This is a genomic window from Cellulosimicrobium cellulans, assembly GCF_024124905.1.
In the GTDB taxonomy this organism is placed as follows: Bacteria; Actinomycetota; Actinomycetes; order Actinomycetales; family Cellulomonadaceae; genus Cellulosimicrobium; species Cellulosimicrobium cellulans_G.
This window is the reverse complement of record NZ_JAMXST010000003.1, coordinates 231,253-248,561: the sequence shown is the minus strand read 5'-3', so window position 1 is coordinate 248,561 and position 17,309 is coordinate 231,253. Positions and strand designations below refer to the sequence as shown.

General features: G+C 74.4%; 15 protein-coding genes and 1 riboswitch. Of the genes, 4 read left to right on the top strand and 11 right to left on the bottom strand.

Going from position 1 to position 17,309, the window contains the following annotated elements:
• Positions 1-43: 43 nt before the first annotated feature.
• From NHH00_RS09835 to NHH00_RS09825, 3 genes are read right to left on the bottom strand one after another with little or no spacing between them, the layout of a single operon-like run.
• Entirely contained in the window at positions 44-1,936 is a 1,893-nt protein-coding gene (locus NHH00_RS09835) for a hypothetical protein (protein ID WP_253051668.1), read from the bottom strand.
• Positions 1,933-2,628 (bottom strand): ABC transporter ATP-binding protein, encoded by a 696-nt coding sequence (locus tag NHH00_RS09830; protein ID WP_253051667.1) that lies wholly within the window; start codon positions 2,626-2,628, stop codon positions 1,933-1,935. Before NHH00_RS09830 ends, NHH00_RS09835 begins: the two co-directional genes overlap by 4 nt.
• Entirely contained in the window at positions 2,625-3,212 is a 588-nt protein-coding gene (locus NHH00_RS09825) for a PadR family transcriptional regulator (RefSeq protein WP_253051666.1), read from the bottom strand. Before NHH00_RS09825 ends, NHH00_RS09830 begins: the two co-directional genes overlap by 4 nt.
• A 137-nt stretch (positions 3,213-3,349) precedes the next feature.
• Here NHH00_RS09825 and NHH00_RS09820 point away from each other — a divergent pair, with 137 nt between their 5' ends.
• Genes NHH00_RS09820 through NHH00_RS09810 form a run of 3 tightly spaced genes read left to right on the top strand, consistent with a single transcriptional unit; the run spans position 3,350 to position 5,972 of the window.
• Positions 3,350-3,739, top strand: a complete 390-nt coding sequence (locus tag NHH00_RS09820) for a hypothetical protein (RefSeq protein ID WP_253051665.1) — start codon at positions 3,350-3,352, stop codon at positions 3,737-3,739.
• A gap of 20 nt (positions 3,740-3,759) precedes the next feature.
• A complete protein-coding gene (locus NHH00_RS09815; protein WP_253051664.1) occupies positions 3,760-4,686 on the top strand; it encodes an NAD-dependent epimerase/dehydratase family protein in 927 nt (308 codons plus the stop codon).
• Complete coding sequence (locus NHH00_RS09810) at positions 4,683-5,972, top strand: enolase C-terminal domain-like protein (protein WP_253051663.1); 1,290 nt, start codon at positions 4,683-4,685, stop codon at positions 5,970-5,972. Before NHH00_RS09815 ends, NHH00_RS09810 begins: the two co-directional genes overlap by 4 nt.
• A 7-nt stretch (positions 5,973-5,979) precedes the next feature.
• Here the strand turns inward: NHH00_RS09810 and NHH00_RS09805 are convergent, their stop codons facing one another.
• The 3 genes from NHH00_RS09805 to NHH00_RS09795 form a co-directional block, all read right to left on the bottom strand.
• On the bottom strand, positions 5,980-7,848 hold the full coding sequence (locus tag NHH00_RS09805; RefSeq protein ID WP_253051662.1) for a lipase family protein: 1,869 nt from the start codon (positions 7,846-7,848) through the stop codon (positions 5,980-5,982).
• A 70-nt stretch (positions 7,849-7,918) separates the two neighbouring features.
• Positions 7,919-8,329, bottom strand: a complete 411-nt coding sequence (locus tag NHH00_RS09800; RefSeq protein WP_253051661.1) for a type II toxin-antitoxin system VapC family toxin — start codon at positions 8,327-8,329, stop codon at positions 7,919-7,921.
• Positions 8,326-8,595 carry a type II toxin-antitoxin system VapB family antitoxin gene (locus tag NHH00_RS09795; protein ID WP_253051660.1) on the bottom strand — a complete coding sequence of 90 codons (270 nt, stop codon included), beginning with the start codon at positions 8,593-8,595 and terminating at the stop codon, positions 8,326-8,328. The genes NHH00_RS09800 and NHH00_RS09795 overlap by 4 nt, the downstream gene beginning before the upstream one ends.
• Positions 8,596-8,879: 284 nt before the next feature.
• Between NHH00_RS09795 and NHH00_RS09790 the strand changes: the two genes are divergently transcribed.
• Positions 8,880-10,970: a glycosyl hydrolase family 28-related protein gene (locus NHH00_RS09790; RefSeq protein ID WP_253051659.1), complete on the top strand. Its 2,091-nt coding sequence runs from the start codon at positions 8,880-8,882 to the stop codon at positions 10,968-10,970.
• A 133-nt stretch (positions 10,971-11,103) separates the two neighbouring features.
• On the opposite strand, the gene NHH00_RS09785 is transcribed toward NHH00_RS09790, so the two are convergent.
• The 5 genes from NHH00_RS09785 to gcvPB form a co-directional block, all read right to left on the bottom strand.
• Positions 11,104-11,532, bottom strand: a complete 429-nt coding sequence (locus tag NHH00_RS09785; RefSeq protein WP_253051658.1) for a (deoxy)nucleoside triphosphate pyrophosphohydrolase — start codon at positions 11,530-11,532, stop codon at positions 11,104-11,106.
• 79 nt (positions 11,533-11,611) lie between these two features.
• Entirely contained in the window at positions 11,612-11,821 is a 210-nt protein-coding gene (locus NHH00_RS09780; protein WP_253052488.1) for a helix-turn-helix domain-containing protein, read from the bottom strand.
• 331 nt (positions 11,822-12,152) lie between these two features.
• A complete protein-coding gene (gcvH, locus tag NHH00_RS09775; protein WP_253051657.1) occupies positions 12,153-12,530 on the bottom strand; it encodes a glycine cleavage system protein GcvH in 378 nt (125 codons plus the stop codon).
• A gap of 37 nt (positions 12,531-12,567) precedes the next feature.
• Positions 12,568-13,827 carry a glycine cleavage system aminomethyltransferase GcvT gene (gene gcvT, locus NHH00_RS09770; RefSeq protein WP_253051656.1) on the bottom strand — a complete coding sequence of 420 codons (1,260 nt, stop codon included), beginning with the start codon at positions 13,825-13,827 and terminating at the stop codon, positions 12,568-12,570.
• Positions 13,824-16,937, bottom strand: a complete 3,114-nt coding sequence (gene gcvPB / locus NHH00_RS09765; protein ID WP_253051655.1) for an aminomethyl-transferring glycine dehydrogenase subunit GcvPB — start codon at positions 16,935-16,937, stop codon at positions 13,824-13,826. Before gcvPB ends, gcvT begins: the two co-directional genes overlap by 4 nt.
• A gap of 131 nt (positions 16,938-17,068) precedes the next feature.
• A riboswitch (glycine riboswitch) is annotated at positions 17,069-17,176 on the bottom strand.
• Positions 17,177-17,309 lie beyond the last annotated feature (133 nt).

Genomic DNA, 17,309 nt, shown 5'->3' with positions numbered 1-17,309 from the left:
TCGCCACCGTCGCGCGCCGCGCGAGCACTCGCAACGCGCCGCGTCACTCCTGCCGGAGGTCCTCCGCCGTGACCGTGCTCCGTGTGAGAGGCAGGGTCGCGAGCGAGACGGCCAGCGCTCCCACGAGCACGGTGGCGATCATGAGCGCGAGGACGGTCGGCTCGATCGCGAACACGGCTCCGGCGACGTGGGAGTACGCCGCCGTCGCCACGACGCCGAGACCGGTCCCGACCACGACCGCGACGACGAGCGGCAGGGCGCCGGCGAGCGCCTGCGCGCGGCGCAGCACCCGGGCGGGGACGCCGACGGCCACGAGCCGCGCGCGTCCGCGGCGCCGCTCCCGCGCGCGGTCGATCGTCGTCAGTCCGTACGTCAGGAGCGACACCGCGACGGCGATCCCGACGACGCTCCACACCGTGGTGCGCACGGTGACGACCTGGCGGTAGTCGTGCAGCTCGGGCACGTCTCCCCAGGCACCGTGCGCGTCGACGACGGCCAGCAGCCGCTCCCGCACGTCCGGCCCGCCGAGGGCCGTGAGCTCGGCGCCCGAGACCCGCACGCCCCAGCCGTCCGCGAGCCCTTGCGGCACGAACACGTCGTACGACGCTCCACCCAGGGGACGTTGCGACGTCACGGCGTCGTCGTCCTGCGTCATCTCGCCGGGCAGCGGGACGGTGTACGTGGTGCCGGAGTCCCGGTCGGCGAGGAGCAGCGTGTCGACCCGTTCGGGCGCCCACGCCGGGGACGCGTCGCCGACGCCGTCGTGCACGATCCACGCCGCCTGGTCGTCACGGCAGCCGGCCACGACGATCGCGCGCTCGAGCCGCTCGCACGTGCCCACGTAGACGGACGGGCAGTCCGACCCGTCGCCCTCGGCGCACGTCACGGGGTCGACGGCGTAGGAGAGCTCGGCGTCGAGCACGCCGTCGACCCGCTCCATGGCGGGGAGCACCTCGTCGCGCAGGTCCTCCTGCGAGTCGCCCACCGTGACGAACATCCGCTGCGGGCCCTCCTCGATGCTGTGGATCGCGTACGCCAGGTGCGGCGTGGACTCGTAGACGCCGAGGTACCCCGCGGCGGCGAAAGCGACGAAGACCGTCAGGCCGAGAGCGACGACGCGGCGGCCGGTCGCCGCGGGCTGGGTCTGGACCGCCCTGCCGGCGAGCAGCGCGGGCACGCTCCCCGTGCGGGTGAGCGTCCCGGAGACCCGCGAGGAGACCAGGGGCGTGACCAGGACGACGGCGACCCCGGAGGCGGCGAGACCGACGAGCAGCGCCACGACCGTCGCGTCGTCCACCTCGTCGGGCGGGGTCGTCAGCAGGATCCCGAAGCAGGCGAGGGCGACGGGCACAGGGGCGAGCCGCCAGAGCGAGAGCCGGGGCCGGGCGGACTCGCTCGTCGCGGCGCGCGGGTCGTCGAGCCGCCGGAACGACGCGAGGGCGAGGACGACGGACAGCACGACGACGCCGAGCACGACCGTGGCGAGGCGCCATCCGCCCGTGATCGGCGCCCGCAGCACCGGGTCGAGCAGGTGCTCCAGCACACCCCGGACCACGACGAACCCCACGGCACCGAGTCCCGCACCCAGCAGCGCGGGGATCCCGTTCTCGACCGCGGCGACGAGAGCGAGCCGCGCCCGGCTCACGCCGAGGAGGTGCAGGGCCGCGAGCCGCCGGTCGCGGACCGTCGAGGACAGCCGCCCCACGGCGAGCAGGAGCGCCGCGACCGGGACGACGACGAGCGCGAGCAGCGAGACGAGCACACCGCGCTGCGGGTTCACGTCTCCGGGCCGCACGACCGGGTACAGCGCGTCCGGAAGGGCCCACGCGGCTGCGAGGAGCGCGACGGCGACGGCGCACCCGGTCACGAGCGAGACGGCGCGCAGCGGTCCGCCGGCCCGGACGAGACGCGCGCCGAGGAGGACGAGAGGGCTCACGCGAGGACCGCCGTCGGGCGCACGCGGCCGTCGCGGATCTGCACGTCGCGGTCGGCCCAGGCCGCGACGCCGACCTCGTGCGTGACGAGCAGGACCGCGGTCCGCGTGTCGCGCGCGGCGCCGACGAGCGCCTCGAGCACCAGCTCGCCCGCCACGGTGTCGAGCGCGCCGGTGGGCTCGTCGGCCAGCACGACGGCGGGCCGGTGGACGAGCGCACGGGCGACCGCGGCGCGCTGCGCCTGCCCGCCCGAGACCTCGACGAGGCGTCGGTCGGCGAGGTCGGCGATGCCGAGGAGGTCGAGCTGCCCGAGCGCGACCGACCGCGCCTCGCGCCGCCGGGTGCCGAGCAGCCGCAGGGGCAGCTCGACGTTCTCCACGACCGTCAGCTCGGGCACGAGGTCGCCGAACTGGAACACGAAGCCCAGGTCACGCAGGCGCACCTGCGCGCGGGCGCGCTCCCCCAGGGTGTCGAGCCTCCGGCCGAGCAGCCGCACCTGGCCGGCGTCCGGCACGAGCAGGCCGGCGAGGAGGTGGAGCAGCGTCGACTTTCCGGAGCCGGAAGGCCCCATGAGCGCGACGACCTCGCCCGCGACGACGTCGAGGTCGACCCCGCGCAGCACGGGGTCGGCGCCGTACGCGTGCTCGATCCGGCGCGCCGACAGCACCACGTCCCGCGCCGCCCCGTCGCTCACCGGGCACCGCCGTCGTCGCCGGCCGGGGCCTCCGGGTGCGCGCCCGCCGCTGGCGCGCCCAGCGCCTCCGCGACGTCACGGCGCAGGTCCCCCAGCCGCGCCCCAGCGACCTCGATCCAGCGCAGGTCCGCCTCGAGGTGCGCCGTCTCGTAGTCGCCCGCGAGCCGGTCGACGGCGTCGCCCGCCCGGCGCGCGGTCGTGAGCTCGCGCATCCGGACGAGGTACACGTCGCGCTGGGCGTCGAGGATCCCCGTGACCTCCCGCCCGCTCGCGAGCGCCAGCACGACCCGTGTGAACAGCTCGCTCGGGCGTCCGCCCGGGAGGTTCGGGGTCGTGAGCCAGCGGTCGAGCTCGGCGACGCCGCCGGGCGTGATGGCGTACACCTTGCGGTCAGCCCCCGCTCCGGGCTCGACCCCGACGCCCGCCGCGAGCCCGTCGCGTTCGAGCCGGGAGAGGGTCGCGTAGACCTGCCCGTACCGCAGCTCGCGCTCGTGGCCGAGCAGTCCGTCGTACCTCCGCTTGAGCACGAACCCGTGCGCAGGACCGGTGTCGAGCAGCGCGAGCATCGCCATGGGGACCGTCATGGGGCGAGTGAACCACAGGTGCACACTCGGTGTATACCCTCGGTGTGCACCCGCCTCCCGGAGGGCTGTCGTCCGGTGGCGACGATCGGCCGGGACTAGGCTCGCGCGCAGCAGGAACGAGCGCCCGAGGAGACCGCATGACCGAGCAGGACGCGCGGCTCGCGCGGCACGTCGCCGAGGCGGCGGACGCGTGGCTCCGCGACCCGCTCGACGCGGGCGTGTACCGCCGCCTCGTCGACGCGACGCTCGCGTGGCGAGCCGGGGGCGGCCGCGTGGTGCCGGGAGCGACGACGGCGACCGCCGTCCCGGCCGACGCCCCGCCGCCCTGGACCGGTGCCGACGCGCTGCGGGGCGACATCGACGACGGGGACGACGACGCCCGCTACCTCCGCCCCGAGCGCGCGCCGCGCGCGGTGGGCAGCACGCTCGCGGACGTCGCGAGCATGCTGCGCGCGCGGGCGATCGCCGCCACCCCGGAGAGCAAGACGACGACAGACAGCCCGCAAGAACGCGACGACAAGGCCTGACCGGGACGTAGGGTGAGGGCATGACGCGCGTCCTCGTCACCGGCGCCGACGGCGGTATCGGCCGCGCGACCGTGCAGCATCTCCTCGACCGCGGGTACGTCGTCACGGCCCTGTCCACCGCGTTCGAGCACCCCTGCCCCGCCGACCGGCTCGTCGTCGGCGACGCCCGCTCCCCCGAGGACGTGGGCCGCGGGCTCGAGGGCGCGGACGCCGTCGTCCACCTCGCGGCGATCCCGCACCCGAACCTGGGCACCCCGCTCGAGGTGTACGCGACCAACACGACGGCGACCTGGGCCGTGCTCTCGCTCGCGGGCGAGCAGGGCGTGCGGCGCGCGGTGCTCGCGAGCAGCATCAACGCGTTCGGGGTCCCCATGAACCCCCACGACGTGCACCCCGCCTACTACCCGCTCGACGAGGACGTGCCGGCCGACGTCGCCGACGCCTACTCGCTCTCGAAGCAGGCGGACGAGGCTGCTGCCCGGGCCGCGTGGCGCCGGTGGGGTCTCGACGTCGTCGCGCTGCGCTTCCCGCACGTGCGCGACGCCGCCGGGCTCCGGGAGACCGCGGCCGCCGTCGCCCGCGACCCGCGCGTCATGGCACGCGAGGGCTGGGCCTACCTGGACCTGCGCGACGCGGTCGCGGCGATCGAGGCCGGGCTGACGGCCGACCTCACGGGCGCGCACGTCGTCGGGCTCGCCGCCGACGACACGCTCCTGGACGCCCCGACCCCGGAGCTCCTCGCCCGCTACGCGCCCGAGGTACCCCTCACCCGCGCGATCGGGCCGCGCGACGGCCTCGTCGACACGCGCCGCGCGCGCGAGCTGCTCGGCTTCCGGCCGCGGCACTCGCTCCACCGCCCGGACGACGCGCCCGCCCCACCCGACGGCGGGACTGCCGCCCGGCCCCGCACCCAGCCCGACGCCCGACCCACCCCGGAGACCCCGTGACCGACGCCCCGCTCAGCACCGTCCACCCCGTCGACCCGGCGTTCGCGAACCCGTGGCCCGCGCGCGACGGCACGCGCATCACGGGCGTGCGCGCGATCGTCACGGCGCCGGACGGCATCCCGCTCGTCGTGGTGCGCGTCGACACGAACGTGCCCGGCCTCTACGGGCTCGGGTGCGCGACGTACACGCAGCGCTGGCACGCGGTGGCCGCGTACGTGGAGCAGCACCTCGAGCGGATCGTCGTCGGTCGCTACCCCGGCGACGTCGGCGACCTGGTGCGCCTCGTGCGCCTCGCGCCGTACTGGCGCGAGGGGCCAGTGGGGAACAACGCGATCAGCGGGCTCGACATGGCGCTGTGGGACATCGCCGGCAAGCGCGCGGGCATGCCGGTGCACGAGCTGCTGGGCGGCAAGGTGCGCGACGCCGCCGACACGTACCTCCACGCGAGCGGGCGCACCGTCGAGGAGACGATCGACGACGCGCACCGGATCGTCGACGCCGGGTGGCGGCACGTGCGCATCCAGACCGGCCAGCCGGGCATCGGCCACTACGGCACGGCCGCCGACCCCGAGCCGGGCTACCCCGCCGCGCCCAACCCGCGCGGGTGGAGCGTCGAGGAGTACCTGCGCCGCACGCCCCGGCTCTTCGCCGCCGCCCGCGAGGCGCTCGGCGAGCAGGTCGAGCTGCTGCACGACGTCCACTCGCGCCTCACCCCCAAGCAGGCCGTGATGCTCGCGCGAGCCCTCGAGCCGTACCGCCCGTTCTTCCTCGAGGACGTCCTCGCGCCGGAGCACTGGGACCGCCTGCCCGAGGTGCGCGCGGCGTCACCGGTGCCGATCGCGGTCGGCGAGCTCGCGACGTCGTTCCCCGACGCCGCCCGGCTCGTCCTCGGTGGCGGCGTCGACCTGATCCGGTGCCACATCAGCGCGATCGGGGGGCTCAGCGCGGGCCGGGCGCTCGCGACCGCCGCCGAGCTGGTCGGGGTGCGCACGGCCTGGCACGCGCCGGGCGACACCTCCCCGGTGGGCGCGGCGGCGAACGTCGCGCTCGACGTCACGTCGACCGCGTTCGGCATCCAGGAGGGCCACGTGTACTCCGACGCCGTGCACGAGGTCTTCCCCGGCACGCTGCGGATCGTGGACGGCTGGCTGCGCCCGCACGACGCGCCCGGGTTCGGCGTCGACCTCGACGAGCGCGCCGCGGCCCGCTACCCCGCGGACCTCGCGGGCCACGACGCGTGGGCCGCGGGCGTACGCGCGCCCGACGGCGGTCTGGTCGCTCCCTGAGGACCGGTCACCCGGCGGCGCACGTCGGGGTCGGCGGCTCGCCCGCGAGCCGCGCCTCGGTCCACCGCACGAGGTCCGTCGCCGCGGGCGAGTCCGCCTGCACGAGCCCGACGTGGTCCCGGCCCTGGTAGGTGCGGTAGTCGACCGGCTGCCCGGCCGCGCACCGCGCGCCGACGTACGCCTCCTGCGCCGTCGGGAGGATCAGCGTGTCGGAAGCCCCCTGGGCGACGAGCAGCGGCGCGGCGACCGGACCCGTCGGCACGTTCTCGGCCAGGCGCTCGCCGAGCGGGCCGGTCGTCGGGTCGGTCGTCCACAGCGGCTGGTCCATCGACAGGGCCTCCGCGACCGAGACGAGCGCGCTCGGCTCCGACAGGCAGCGCGACGCCATCTCCCGCACGACGAACCGCGCACCGGGCCGGACGTACCCCGCCGCGTCGCTGTCCGGGTAGATCGCGTCGTACGCCTCCACGACGAACGACGCGAAGACGCTGCCGCCCGCGACGTTCTCCAGGTGGGGCACGAGGCCGGTGAGGTCGCTCGCGGGCGCGAGCGCGGCGACGCCCGCGAGGGGGACGTCGGGCGCGTACTCCGGGGCGACGGCCCCGGTCCACAGCGCGGCGTGGCCGCCCTGCGAGTGTCCCCAGACGACGGTCTGCTCGCCGAGCGTCGCGCCGTCCAGCTCCCGCGCGGCGCGGACGGCGTCGAGCACGGACCGCGCCTCGCCCTGCCCGACGAGGTACGGGTGCGGGCCGTCGGTACCCAGGCCCACGTAGTCCGTGGCGACGAGCGCCCAGCCGTGCGCGAGGACGTCGTCGAGCAGGAAGAACGCGCCGGACTCGAACGGCTCGGCGAGGACCGACGGCGCACAGCCGCGGGCGAAGCCCGTCGTGCCGTGGGCCCACGCGATCACGGGCGGCGCGGCGTCGTCCCGGAGGGCGTCCGGCACGACGACGATCCCGCTCGCCACCGCGGGCTCGCCCTCGTCGCGGGTGGTCGTGTAGAGGATGCGCCACGCCGTCGCACCGTCGGGGATCTCGCGCGTGAACGGCTCCGCGCGCAGGAGCCGACCGGGCTCGCCCGGGACGGACGCGGGCGGGTCGTAGAACGCGTCGACCTGCGGCGCCGCACGGTGCAGCCCGACGCTGACGGCCGCGAGCGCGCCGGCCGCGACCACCGCGAGGACCGCGCCGACGAGCGCCACCCGGCCGTGGCGGCGAGGCTCGGACGTGCCGGGCGCCGCGGGCGCGCCTCCCCCGCCGCCGGGCACGGCACCGTCGGTGGCGCCGGACGGTCCCGCCGGCCCGCGAGCGCGGCGGACCCCGGCGACGACGAGGCGGACGCCGAGGACCACGACGCGCGCGCCGAAGACCACCGCGACGACGAGCACCGTGACGTCCGGCCACGCGAGGGCCAGGACGCCCAGCACCACCGAGGCCATGCCGAGCGCGACGCGCGTCCAGCGGTCGACGCCGGCCGACCGGGCCCCCTCGAACCCGTCCAGGACGCCCGCGACGACGAGCCCGACGCCGACGAGGACCGCCACGACGACGATCGACGGCGCCGGCCACACGACGACCGCCACCGCGAGCGCGAGGAACAGCAGGCCGCGCGCGACGTGCGGCCACCGCGGAGACTGCGGCGCACCGGGGTCGTCGGGCCGCTCGGGTGACCGGCCCCCGACGAGCTCCGTGACGCCGAGGACGACGGCTCCGACGACGACCGCGACCACCAGCAACGCGAGCGACGCGAACGGCCGCAGGACGAGGACCGCGCCGACGACCGCGCACACGACGCCGAGCGTGACGGAGACCCACGGCGGGACCCTCTCCCCCGCGGCGGCGGCGGAGGCACGCGTCCTGGCTCCGAGGCGGCTCACGCGGCGACCGTACCGGGCGCGGTGCAGGTCCGCGCGTCGTCCGGGGTCGAGCGCGGCGCGCGGACCCGGCTCAGGCCGGCGGTGCGGCCTCGTGCGCGGGGCGCAGGTCGGTGCGCGAGAAACCGTCGCCGACGAAGAGGAGCCGGTCGCGCGTCGCCGCGGCCAGCGCGTACGCGAAGCAGTCGCCGAGGTTCAGGCGCGCCGGATGGCCGCTGCCCCGGCCGAACTCGCGGTACGCCTCGCGGGCGATCTCGGCGTGCTCGGCCGTGAAGGGCTCGACCTCGATCCCGTACAGCTCGAGGAGGGCGTCGAGCCGGCGGCGCTGCGCCGGGGACGATCGGCTGTCCAGGACGGCGTAGAGCTCGACGAGGGTCGGGGCGGCCATGCGCGGACGGCTGGCCGCGAGCAGGATCTCGGAGAGCGTGTCGGCGCCCGGCTCGTCCAGGACGATGGCGACGAGCGCGGACGTGTCGACGATCACCGAGGGAGACCGCTCTCGTCGTAGAGCGTCGCCTCGGCTGCGCGCACGTCATCGACGTCGAGGTCGACGCGGATCTCGTCGAGAAGCCGGGCGATCTCGGCGCGTCGGGCGGCGACGGCCTCGTCGCCCCTCGACCGGGACTCGAGCACCTCGTCGAGACGGTGCTGGACGGCCTCCTCGATCGCGCTCGTCTGCGACTGGCCCGTGGTCTCCGCGAGCCGGCGCACCAGCGCGTGCGTGCGCTCGTTCTTGATGTTGAGGCTCATGGGCACCTTTCTACCGTGGCAGAACCGCTCGTCTACCCAGGGTAGACACGTGGCCCGCCGATGTCCACGGCTCGCGCTCCGCCGACCGACGGGCAGGACTCCGACGCAAGAAGTAGACGAATGACCGCAATATCGCTACATAGTCTTGTGCTCGCATCGACGTCGCTCTAGTGTTCGGCACGAACGACCCTGCGCGGAGGTGCGGCTGCGCAGCGGCCCGGAGGTCAGCACACCCTCCGGTGAGCACGGAGGCCGACCGCCTCCCGAGAGAAGACGGGTCAACGATGATTCGCAGCACATATCACCCCGTGGCGCGGCGACGCGCCCGGGTCGCAGCCGCCACGGCCGTCGCCCTCACGCTCGTGGCGGGCACCGCGTCGTCGGCCCTCGCCCACGGCAAGCCCCGCCCGCCGGCGCCCGCCGTGGTGACCCGGGCCGCTGTCGACCCGGCGCTCGTCGAGGGACGCGGCGCGGCCGTCCCGTTCCTCGAGCAGGAGGCGGAGAACGCCGTGACGACCGGGACGGTCATCGGCCCGGGACGCGACGCGTACACGATCGAGGCCGAGGCGTCGGGTCGCTCGGCCGTCCGGCTCACGGCGGGGCAGAACGTGGAGTTCACGCTCCCCGCGGACGCGAACGCGATCACGGTCCGGTACTCGATCCCCGACTCCCCCACGGGCGGGGGGATCACGTCGCCGCTCGACGTGTCGGTCCTGCGCCAGGGCAAGAAGGTCGGGCTCGACCGGCGCATGACGCTCACCTCGGCGTACTCCTACCAGTACAACCAGTACCCGTTCACCAACGACCCCACGGCGGACCTCCTCCAGCCCGGCTGGTGGGTCACCGAGTGCGCGTGCGTCCCCGCCCAGACGTCGCCGTCGCCGACGTTCGAGAAGCCGTTCCGGCCCATGAAGTTCTACGACGAGCAGCGCCTCCTGCTCGGCCAGACCTACAAGAAGGGCGACGTCGTCCGACTCACGGTGCCCGCGAGCGGAGCCGCGGAGTGGACCGTGATCGACCTGCTGGACTCCGAGAAGGTCGCTCCCCCGAAGGTGCGCCTGCTCGCGGCGAACGTGCTGCTCTTCGGCGCCGACCCCACGGGCCGCCGCGACTCCGCCGACGCGCTCGACAAGGCGATCGCGTTCGCCAGGAAGCACCGGCTCGAGGTGTACGTGCCGCCGGGCGTCTACCAGGTGAACCGGCACGTGCTCGTCGACGACGTGACCATCCAGGGCGCGGGGAGCTGGTACACCGTGTTCCGGGGCAAGGAGGTCGCGCTCGACACGCCCGCACCCGACGGGTCCGTGCACACCGGCGTCGGGTTCTACGGGAGGTACGCCGACGAGGGCGGCAGCACGAACGTGCACCTGCGCGACTTCGCGATCGTCGGGGACGTGCGCGAGCGCGTCGACACCGACCAGGTCAACGGCGTCGGCGGCGCGCTGAGCAGCTCGTCAATCTCCGGCCTGTACATCCAGCACACCAAGGTGGGGCTGTGGTTCGACGGCCCGATGGACGACCTGCGCGTGGAGAACACCGTCGTCGTGGACCAGATCGCCGACGCGCTGAACTTCCACGGGGGCGTGACGAACTCGGTCGTGCGGAACGTCTTCGTCCGGAACTCCGGCGACGACGGCCTCGCGATGTGGTCGGAGAAGCTGGCGAACGCGGGCAACGTGTTCGAGAACAACACGATCCAGTCCAACACCCTGGCCAACGGCATCGCGGTCTACGGCGGCACGGACAACACGGTCCGCGCGAACCTCGTCGCCGATCCGGTGCGCGAGGGCAGCGGGCTGCACGTCGGGTCGCGGTTCGGCGCCGAGCCGTTCGCGGGGCGCCTCGACCTCACCGACAACACCGCCGTTCGGGCGGGCACGCTCGAGCTCAACTGGAACATCGGGCTCGGCGCGATCTGGTTCTACGCGCTCGACCGCGACATCGACGCCGACGTCCGCGTCACCGGCGACCACTACCTCGACAGCACGTACAACGCGATCATGCTCGTCTCCGACTGGGGCGTGAAGGACCAGGTCGCGATCGAGGGCGTCGCCTTCAAGGACGTGCGGGTCGACGGCACCGGGACGTCCGTCGTGAGCGCGCGCGTGCGCGGCGGAGCGACGTTCGAGAACGTCGACGCGCGCAACGTCGGCTGGGCAGGCGTCAACAACTGCGGGGCGTTCACCTTCCCCGACGGCGGCACCGAGTTCACGCTCACGGACCTCGGCGGCAACGACGGCACGTCGCTCAGCCCGTGGGAGCCGGGCACCGTGAACTGGCTCGGCCGGTTCGTGCCCAACGCGCCGAGCTGCAACGACCGCCCGCCGGTCGTCGCTCCCCCGGCGCCGTCCCCCTGGGTCCAGCCGGTCGGCTGACCCCACCCCCGCTGAGTGCTGGGTATCTGTCGTGTCACCGCGCTCCTGACGACACCTACCCAGCACTCACGGCGGGCGGGCCGGTAGGGTCGGCGCGGGTTCCTCTCGGGCACGGGGTGCCGCGTCAGACGGCTCAGACCGCCTCGGCCGCCACCTGGCGTGCGAGCGCCTCGACGATCCGGACGTCGGCGTCGAGCCACGGGACGGTCAGCCAGGACCCGGCGTCGAGCCAGGTCAGCGCGTCGTGCTCCACGAGCGGCTGGGGCTCCCCGGCGGTGATCCGGGCGAACCACAGGCGCATGACGTGCCGGTCCGTGATGATCCACGTCCCGTGGTCGGGCCCCACGAGCTCGTCACCGAGCTCGACGGCGACGCCCAGCTCCTCGCGCAGCTCGCGGTGCAGCGCCTGCGTCGGGGTCTCACCGGGGTCGACCTTGCCCCCGGGGAACTCCCAGCGACCTGCGAGGTGCGACGGCCGTGACCGGCGCGCGCTGAGCAGGAGCCGCGGAGCGACGAGATCGTCGACGATCGCCGCGGCCACCACCAGTCTGCGCAGAGTCATACGCGGAGTGTCGCACGGCGTCGTGTCGTGCGGGTGACGCGGTCACGCCGACGGCCCGCCGGCGTGGACGGGCCGTCGGTCAGCGCAGGCCGGCCGCCCGCGCCCAGGCGACGGCCTCGGCGCGGGTCGAGACCCCGAGCTTGCGGTAGAGGCTGCGGACCTGCGACTTGACCGTGTTGCGCGTGACGAAGAGCTTGGTGGCGATCTGCTCGAGCGTGACGTCCTCAGACAGGTTGGACAGGACGACCCGCTCGCGGCGGGTCAGCGGAGCGATCGGCGTGGCGATCATCTCCGACGGGGCCGCCACGGGGCGGACCAGCTCGATCGTGCTCATGTTCTCCTCCAGGTGCTCTCCGGTCACGTCATCCCCACGTGGCGAGTTCCGGTGTGTTGCTACAAGAAGAGATGGACGAAGGTCCCGTTCATGACGCGACTTTTCACCCCGAGATCTGACCGAACGTCAGAAGCCGGTCGGCCGAGTCGCGCGTGGCCGGGTCTTCGCAGGTCAGAGGGCTTTTCCGGACAGACGGAACCGGCGCCGGACGGCGCGGTGGAAGGTCTCCACAGGCCGTCTGACGCCGGTTCAGCGGTGTGATCTACGTCACACTTCGTCCAGGAGATCAGCTCCCGACGTGCGCCGCGTACTGGTCCGGGGTGAGCAGGTCCCCCGTCTCCACCACGTCGACCTTGAAGAGCCAGCCGTCGGTGTACGGGTCGGAGTTGACGACCGCCGGGTCGTCGATCGCGGCCTGGTTCACCTCGACGACGGTGCCCGTGACGGGCGAGAAGAGCTCCGACACGGACTTGGTGGACTCCACCTCGCCGATGACGCTCCCCGCGGTCACCTCGGCACCCACCTCCGGCAGCTCCAGGTAGACGATGTCGCCGAGCGCCTCGGCCGCCGTCGCGGTGATGCCGACGACGGCCGGGTTCGAGCCGTCGATCCACTCGTGCTCCGCCGTGTACTGCAGGTGGGCCGGGAACTGGGCCTCGGTCATGGGGTTCTCCTTCGAGCTCTTCGGGACGACTGCGGGGTCAGGACTGCTGGGGACGACGGTAGAACGGGAGCGGCACGACCACCACGGGCTCGGCCCGGCCGCGCACGTCGACGGCGAGCTCGGTGCCCTCCGCCGAGAGCTCGGGCGTCACGTACGCCAGCGCGATCGGGTACCCCAGCGTCGGCGACGGCGCCCCCGAGGTCACGGTGCCCACGCGACGCGCCGACTCCCCCACCGCTCCCCCGGGCAGCACGACGGCGTAGCCCGCCCGGGCAGGACGGCGCCCCAGCCCCTTCAGGCCGACGAGCACCCGCGCGGGCGCGGACTCCCGGCGCGCGGCGAGCGCGGTCCGACCGACGAACTCGAGCGGCGTGCCGTCGGCGGCGACCTTGTCGAGCTTGACCACGCGACCGAGACCCGCCTCGTACGGCGTGGTCGTCGTGTCGAGCTCGTGCCCGTACAGCGGCATGCCCGCCTCCAGGCGCAGGGAGTCGCGCGCGGACAGGCCGGCCGGCACGAGGCCCAGCGGCGCACCGGCCGCGAGCACCGCGTGCCACAGGTCGGCCGCACGGTCCGCGGGCACGAACAGCTCGAAGCCGTCCTCCCCCGTGTACCCGGTGCGCGCGACGAGCGCGTCGACCGGACCGGCGTCCGTCCGCAGTGCGAGCGGGGCGGCCGCGTAGTACTTCAGCCCGCGCACGGTCTCGGCAGCGTCCGAGCCGGCGTCCGCGCCAGCGACGTCCGTCAGCCCGACGACGATCTCCTCCGCGCGGGGGCCCTGGACCGCGACGAGCGCCGTGCCCGCACCCTGGTCCGTGACCGTGGCGTCGAAGCCGGCGGCGCGCTCGACCAGCTCGCGCGCGACCAGGTCCGCGTTCCCCGCGTTCGCGACGACGAGGAAGCGCTCGTCGTCGAGCCGGTACACGACGAGGTCGTCGAGGACCGCCCCGTCCTCCTGGCAGATCATCGTGTACCGAGCCCGACCCGGCGTGACCGCCGTGAGGTTGCCGACGAGCGCGTGGTCCAGCGCGGCCGCGGCCTGCGGTCCCGCGACCTCGATCTCCCCCATGTGCGAGAGGTCGAACAGGCCCGCGGCCTCACGGACCGCGCGGTGCTCCGCGAGGTCGGACGTGTAGCGCAGCGGCATCTGCCAGCCGCCGAAGCTCGTGAGGTTCGCGCCCAGCGCGACGTGCTCGTCGTGCAGCGGGCTGTGCTTGTCCGTCGGCTTGTCCGTCGGCTCGTCGGCCGGCCGGCCCGTCGGGTCTCCGGTCGGCTGGTCGGTCTGCTGGTCGGTCATGCGAGGTCTCCCGTCACGTAGGACTCCACCGGCGGGCACGAGCACACCAGGTTGCGGTCGCCCCGCGCGCCGTCGATGCGGCGCACCGGCGGCCAGTACTTCCCGGCGCGCAGGCTCGCGACCGGGTACGCCGCGAGCTCGCGCGAGTACGGCTTGTCCCACGCCTCGGCGACGAGCGCCGCCGCGGTGTGCGGGGCGCCGCGCAGGGGCGACTCCTCCACGCTCCAGCGGCCCGAGGAGACGGCGTCGATCTCGCCGCAGATCGCGATCAGCGCGTCGACGAACCGGTCGAGCTCGGCCAGGTCCTCGCTCTCGGTCGGCTCGACCATGAGCGTGCCCGCGACCGGGAACGACAGCGTCGGCGCGTGGAACCCGTAGTCCATGAGGCGCTTCGCGACGTCCTCCGCCGTCACGCCCGTCTCCGCCGTGATCCCGCGCAGGTCGAGGATGCACTCGTGCGCGACGAGCCCGGCCGGCCCCGTGTAGAGCACCGGGTAGTGGTCCGCAAGGCGGCTCGCGACGTAGTTCGCCGTGAGCACCGCCGTCTTCGTCGCCTCGGTCAGCCCGTCGGGGCCCATGAGCGCGACGTACGCGTACGAGATCGGCAGGATCCCCGCCGAGCCGTACCGCGTCGCGGAGACCGGCGTGGCCTGGGGTACCGCTCCTGCTCCTCCCGCGTCCGCCGTCGGCGCGAGCGGGTCGCCCGGGAGGAACGGCACGAGGTGCTCGGCGACCGCGACCGGGCCGACGCCGGGGCCGCCCCCGCCGTGCGGGATGCAGAACGTCTTGTGCAGGTTCAGGTGCGAGACGTCGCCGCCGAACTCGCCCGGGCGCGCGAGGCCCACGAGCGCGTTGAGGTTCGCGCCGTCGATGTACACCTGGCCGCCAGCCTCGTGTACGAGGTCGCACACCTCGCGCACGTGCTCCTCGTAGACGCCGTGCGTCGAGGGGTACGTGATCATGATCGCCGCGACCCGGGGGCCGTGGTCGGCGAGCTTCGCCCGCAGGTCGTCGAGGTCCACTTCGCCGCTCTCCGCGGTCCTCACCACGTCGACCTTCAGGCCCGCCAGGGCCGCCGACGCCGCGTTCGTCCCGTGCGCCGACGCCGGGATGAGGCACACGTCGCGCTCCGTGTCGCCGCGCGACACGTGGTAGTCACGGATCGCCAGCAGGCCCGCGAACTCGCCCTGCGAGCCCGCGTTGGGCTGCACCGAGACGCCCGCGTAGCCCGTGATCTCGGCGAGCGCCGACTCCAGGCCGTCGATGAGCTCCGCGTAGCCGAGCGCCTGGTCGGCGGGCACGTACGGGTGCAGGTCCGCGAACCCCGGCCAGGAGATCGCCTCCATCTCGGCCGTCGCGTTGAGCTTCATGGTGCACGAGCCCAGCGGGATCATCGTGCGGTCCAGCGCGAGGTCCTTGTCCGAGAGCCGCCGCAGGTAGCGGAGCATCGAGGTCTCCGAGCGGTGCAGGTGGAAGATCGGGTGCTGGAGGTAGCTCGTCTCGCGCCGGAGCGCCGCGGGCAGGGCGTCCGAGACGCCGCCGGTGGGGACGGCGGCCTCGCCGTCCGCCTCACCACCGCTCGTGACCACGCCTCCACCTCGCGAGGTAGAGGCCTGGTCCGGCGAGGTAGAGGCCTGGTCTGGCGAGGTAGAGGCCTGGTCTGTGAGGCCGAAGGCCGCCAGTACCGTGGCGAGGGTAGCGGCGGTGGTGGTCTCGTCGCAGGCGATCTGTACATGATGAGCGTCGGGGTTGTACAGGTTCACGCCAGCAGCTGCGGCTGCAGCGACGACGGCCTCCGCGCGGCCAGGGACGACGGTGCGGACGGTGTCGAAGAACGTGTCGTGCTCGACGGTGACCCCGCCCGCGCGCAGGGCGTCGGCGAGGGTCGTGGCGTGGGCGTGGGTGCGCTCGGCGATCGCGCGGAGGCCGTCGGGGCCGTGGTAGACGGCGTACATCGACGCCACGATGGCGAGGAGCGCCTGCGCGGTGCAGATGTTGCTCGTCGCCTTCTCGCGGCGGATGTGCTGTTCACGGGTCTGGAGCGCGAGCCGGTAGGCGGTGTCGCCGTCGGCGTCGATCGAGACGCCCACGAGCCGGCCGGGGAGGGACCGTTCCAGACCCTTGCGGACCGCCATGAACGCGGCGTGCGGACCGCCGTAGAACAGCGGGACGCCGAACCGCTGAGCCGAGCCCACCGACACGTCGGCGCCGAGCTCGCCGGGAGAGACCAGCAGCGTCAGGGCGAGCAGGTCGCTCGCCACGGTGACGAGCGCGCCCGCGTCCTTGGCCTCCGCCACCACGGGACGCCAGTCCACGACACGGCCCGACGCCCCGGACTGCTGGACGACGACGCCCACGAGCTGCGCGGCGTCGTCCACCTCGGCGGGGAAGCCCCCCGCCGCGCGGGCGGCGGCGAGGCCGACGTCCAGGCCGCCCGAGAGGTCCGCGACCACCACGGGAAGGCCGACGGCGTGCGCGCGACCGAGCGTCACGGCGAGCGTCTGCGGGAAGAGGTCGGCGTCCAGGGCCACGTAGCCGCTCTTCGCGCGCGAGGCACGCCACATGAGCGCGACGGCCTCCGCGACCGCGGTGGCCTCGTCGAGGAGCGACGCGTTCGCGACGTCCAGGCCCGTGAGGTCCTCGACGACCTGCTGGAAGTTGAGCAGCGCCTCGAGGCGGCCCTGCGAGATCTCCGGCTGGTACGGCGTGTACGCGGTGTACCAGGCGGGGGACTCGAGGACGTTGCGGCGGATCACCGGGGGAGTGACGGTGCCGTAGTAGCCGAGCCCGATCATCTGCGTCTTGACGACGTTCTTGCCGGCCAGCGCGCGCAGGTGGTCCAGCACCTCGGTCTCGGTGCGCGCGGCGGGCAGGTCGAGCGCGCGCTCGGTGCGGATCGACGCCGGGACGGCCGCGTCGACGAGCGCGTCGAGCGAGGCGTAGCCGAGCTGGTCGAGCATCACGCCGACCTCTCGCCCGCGCGGGCCGAGGTGGCGCGGCGCGAACGCACCGGTCGCGGCGTTGTGCCGTGAGCTGGGGTCGAAGGACGGCTGGGTCACGAGGGACTCCCGGTGGAGGGGACGACGGCGGGTCCCTCCCCGCTCTGTCATCGGACGCACGCGTCGACCTGAGAGTTTTGCCGGTCCGCCGTGCCGCGAGGGCCGGGGCGCGCCGACTTGCACCGTCGGTGGGCCGCGACCGCCGGGGGTCCGACGAGCGCACGGCCGCTTTCCAGAGTTGCCTCGCCACGACGGTACGGGGGCCTGAGAGATTCCCGGGGAGGGTTTGCTCCTTCGGCGCCGGCGGCGGCCCGCTGGACCGTGGCGCCGAGCTCTCCCGTCGTGGTTCGGGCGGCTGTACTGCAGTTGTGGGCTCGATCATACCGGTCGGGCCCCGGCGCGTGCCGCGCCGCGGGCACCACGGCCGTCTCATCGAACGGGTAATAACTACGGACCCCGAACGATCCGCGCTAGCGTCGCGGC

Coding starts and splice junctions, on each gene's coding strand:
- NHH00_RS09825 (WP_253051666.1), bottom strand. CDS start 3,212: ATGACGGTCCCCATGGCGATGCTCGCGCTGCTCGACACCGGTCCTGCG.
- NHH00_RS09820 (WP_253051665.1), top strand. CDS start 3,350: ATGACCGAGCAGGACGCGCGGCTCGCGCGGCACGTCGCCGAGGCGGCG.
- NHH00_RS09815 (WP_253051664.1), top strand. CDS start 3,760: ATGACGCGCGTCCTCGTCACCGGCGCCGACGGCGGTATCGGCCGCGCG.
- NHH00_RS09795 (WP_253051660.1), bottom strand. CDS start 8,595: ATGAGCCTCAACATCAAGAACGAGCGCACGCACGCGCTGGTGCGCCGG.
- NHH00_RS09790 (WP_253051659.1), top strand. CDS start 8,880: ATGATTCGCAGCACATATCACCCCGTGGCGCGGCGACGCGCCCGGGTC.
- NHH00_RS09785 (WP_253051658.1), bottom strand. CDS start 11,532: ATGACTCTGCGCAGACTGGTGGTGGCCGCGGCGATCGTCGACGATCTC.
- NHH00_RS09780 (WP_253052488.1), bottom strand. CDS start 11,821: ATGATCGCCACGCCGATCGCTCCGCTGACCCGCCGCGAGCGGGTCGTC.
- gcvH (WP_253051657.1), bottom strand. CDS start 12,530: ATGACCGAGGCCCAGTTCCCGGCCCACCTGCAGTACACGGCGGAGCAC.
- gcvT (WP_253051656.1), bottom strand. CDS start 13,827: ATGACCGACCAGCAGACCGACCAGCCGACCGGAGACCCGACGGGCCGG.
- gcvPB (WP_253051655.1), bottom strand. CDS start 16,937: ATGACAGAGCGGGGAGGGACCCGCCGTCGTCCCCTCCACCGGGAGTCC.